The organism is Actinomyces sp. 565 (assembly GCF_010365615.1).
Taxonomy (GTDB): domain Bacteria; phylum Actinomycetota; class Actinomycetes; order Actinomycetales; family Actinomycetaceae; genus Actinomyces.
Map to the genome: position 1 here is coordinate 1 of NZ_PIZD01000046.1, position 3,285 is coordinate 3,285.

A 3,285-nucleotide genomic window follows, 5' to 3' on the forward strand; every position below is an offset into this window, starting at 1 on the left:
GCCGCGTCGCCCACACTGTGTGGGCGACGCGGCGCGTCATATCAACCGGTTTCAGTGTGTAACTTGTGCCGGTTTCGGTGGTTGCGCGCTGCGGGCGTGAGGCTCAGACGACTGTCAGATGCCCAGGACGCCGCGCAGGTCGGCCTTGATGCCCTCCAGACGCTTGGCGGCGGCGCGGCGGGCCACCTCCACCGGTTCATCGACGGCCACGGGCATGACCACTTCGCAGTAGCACTTGAGCTTCGGCTCGGTGCCCGATGGGCGTACCACCACCCGGTCGTTTGCCGCGGTCTTGAAGATGAGGCCGTCAGTCGCGGGCAGGCGCTCCCCGTTGCCGTTGTTCGCGCCGTCCATCAGGTCGAAGACGTCCACCACCGGGGATCCGGCCAGCGTGGCTGGTGCGCCGCCGGACCGCAGCCGCTCCATGGCGTTGGTGATGAAGCTCTTGTCCTCTACCCGCACGCTGAGCGGGCTGGTCGCATACAGGCCGTGTTCTCGCGCCAGGCGGTCCAGCAGGTCATCCAGCGTACGTCCCTGCTGCTTGAGCGTGGAGGCCAGCACCGCCAGGCGCACCGAGGCGGAGATACCGTCCTTGTCTCGCACCGCCGCCGGATCCACACAGTATCCGAGCGCCTCCTCATAGCCGAATACCAGGTTCGGCTCGCGGCTGATCCACTTGAAGCCGGTGAGTGTGTTGCGGTGCGCAAGCCCGTGCGCCTGCGCAATCTTGCGCAGCAGGCGAGAGGAGACGATCGAGTTGGCCAGTACCCCGGTGCCGGTGAAGGCGGCCAGCTCGGCAGCCTGTTCTCCCAAGAGGGAGCCGACCTCATCGCCGGTCAGTTGCCGCCAACCGCCGTGGGCGTGCTCATCCGGCACTGCGGCTGAGCAGCGGTCGGCATCCGGGTCGTTGGCGATGATCAGGTCCGCGCCTACCTCACGGGCCCGCGCAAAGGCCAGGTCCAGGGCCCCGGGTTCCTCCGGGTTGGGGAAGGCCACTGTAGGGAACTCCGGGTCCGGGGCGAACTGCTCGGGCACCACGACGACGTCGTCGAAGCCGGTCCGGGCCAGCACCTCCCGGCAGATCTCCCCGCCGACCCCGTGCATGGCGGTCAGCACGATCTTCAGTGGCGCCACGGCCCGCGTGCGGGCGGCCTTGACCGCGCGCTGCACGTACTCCTCAACCATGTCCGCCCCGATCGTCTCCCAGCCGTCCTCGGGCATGGGCACGGAGGCAAGCGGGCCGACGGCGGCGATCTTGGCGGCGATGGCCGAGTCATGTGGCGGGACGATCTGCGCGCCCTGCCCGGAGCCGGTTACGGCGCGGCCGCCCAGGTAGACCTTGTAGCCGTTGTCCTGGGGCGGGTTGTGCGAGGCCGTCACCATGACGCCGGCGTCGGCGCCCAGCCTTCGCAGGGCGAAGGCGAGCACGGGCGTGGGGCAGTGAGTGTCGAACAGGATGGCGCGCCCGCCGGCGCCGGTGACGACGGCGGCGGTGTCACGCGCGAAGCGCGCTGAGCCGTGGCGGGCGTCGTAGCCGATGACCACGCGGAACCCGTCCCCCAGCATCTCGTGCAGGTAGGCGGATAACCCGGCGGCGGCACGGATCACTACCACCCGGTTCATGCGGTTGGGACCCCCGCCCAGGCGCCCGCGCAACCCGGCGGTACCGAACTGGAGCGTGCCGGAGAAGGCATCAGTGAGCGCGGCTGCTGCGGCGGCGTCGCCGGCACGGTACGCGGTGAGCAGATCGGTCAGTTCCCGGCGGGTGTCGGGGTCTGGATCCTCGGTGATCCAGGCGGTAGCGGCGGCGTCCAGATCGACGGTGGCCGCATCCTGGGGCGGATATGTCATGGGGTGACCGTACCGTGCGCAGGCACGCTGACGGAGCGGCCGTGACAGCCGTCATGGGTGGTAGTGAGCACATCCGGCTCACAGGATTCCGGTCGCACCGGGTGTCGTCAGGCCGCGTGATGGGTGTTGGGGGATCATGCGCCTCATGGCAAAGGACCTCAGCCGCGGCACCAAGCCGCGCGTAAAAAACGGCTCGCGCGAGACCTACCGCAAGGGGCCGGTGATGCTCCGCGGTGCTCAGATCCCCACTCGTACTACGGACGCCCGCCTGCTGGACCGACGCGGCGACGCCGACTGGCTGCACGCCGATCCCTGGCGTGTGCTGCGCATACAGTCTGAGTTCGTTGAGGGATTCGGGGCGCTGGCAGAAGTGGGCCCCGCGATCAGCCTATTCGGCTCGGCTCGCACGCCGACCGATCACCCGAATTACGCCCTGGCCGAGCAGATCGGGGCGGGGCTCGCCGATGCCGGCTACGCCGTCATCACCGGTGGGGGCCCCGGCATCATGGAGGCGGCGAATAAGGGAGCCCGGGAGGCCGGCGGCATCTCAGTGGGCCTCGGTATCGAACTGCCGCATGAGCAGGGCATGAACGACTATGTGGACCTGGGGGTCAACTTCCGGTACTTCTTCGCCCGCAAGACCATGTTCCTGAAGTACTCCGACGGATTCGTGATCATGCCGGGCGGCATGGGCACGCTGGACGAGCTGTTTGAGGCGGTCACCCTGGTGCAGACCCAGAAGGTGCCGTCTTTCCCGATCGCCCTCGTGGGGTCCGAGTTCTGGGGTGGCCTGGTCGACTGGCTGCGCGCGACGCTGGTGGAGGCTGCGACGATCGATGCCGATGACCTCAGCCTGATGCGGGTAGTGGATACGGCCTCCGAGGCGGTGGACTTTGTGGTCGATGCCGCGCGCACCATGCGGGCCAATGGGCTCACCCGTACCCCGGACAGGGCGGAATAGGCGGCGCAGCACGGGGCCGGATCGGCCCGCTCGCGGCGGGGCCGCGGCGTGGAGTCAGCCACGTTTCAACCCGAAGTGGCGTCATTATGCCGTAGACTCAACCTGGGAGAAGCGGTAATAGTCCGCTAGCCATCACTGAAAGGGGAGCACATGGCTGCCATGAAGCCCAGGACCGGCGACGGGCCGCTCGAGGTCGTCAAGGAGGGCCGCTCCATCATCATGCGGATGCCGCTGGAGGGTGGCGGCCGGCTGGTCGTTGAGATCACGCCCGATGAGATCAAGGAGCTGCAGGAGGCACTGGCCTCCGTGAAGTACTGATGAAGTACTGATCGCTGAAGTACGCAACAGTACTTAGCAGCTACCGGGAGTACCGCGGTGCGTCGTGGTGCTGTTGCCGCGCCGGCACCGGCGCGCGAACATGAAATATGAAGACTGGCGGGTCCGTCCGCCGGGCCGCTCAGGCCCGGCGGACG

Annotated in this window: 3 protein-coding genes; 2 read left to right on the plus strand and 1 reads right to left on the minus strand. The window is 68.3% G+C overall.

The annotated features are described in order from the left end of the window. Positions 1-114: 114 nt before the first annotated feature. Positions 115-1,851 (minus strand): phospho-sugar mutase, encoded by a 1,737-nt coding sequence (locus GZ997_RS06955; RefSeq protein WP_162679378.1) that lies wholly within the window; start codon positions 1,849-1,851, stop codon positions 115-117. 145 nt (positions 1,852-1,996) lie between these two features. On the opposite strand from GZ997_RS06955, the gene GZ997_RS06960 reads away from it, so the two are divergent. Together GZ997_RS06960 and GZ997_RS06965 are read left to right on the plus strand one after the other, a co-directional pair. Continuing rightward, a complete protein-coding gene (locus GZ997_RS06960) occupies positions 1,997-2,812 on the plus strand; it encodes a TIGR00730 family Rossman fold protein (protein WP_162679379.1) in 816 nt (271 codons plus the stop codon). Positions 2,813-2,962: 150 nt separating this feature from the next. Then, positions 2,963-3,130 carry a DUF3117 domain-containing protein gene (locus GZ997_RS06965; RefSeq protein ID WP_073327418.1) on the plus strand — a complete coding sequence of 56 codons (168 nt, stop codon included), beginning with the start codon at positions 2,963-2,965 and terminating at the stop codon, positions 3,128-3,130. The last annotated feature ends 155 nt before the right edge of the window (positions 3,131-3,285 follow it).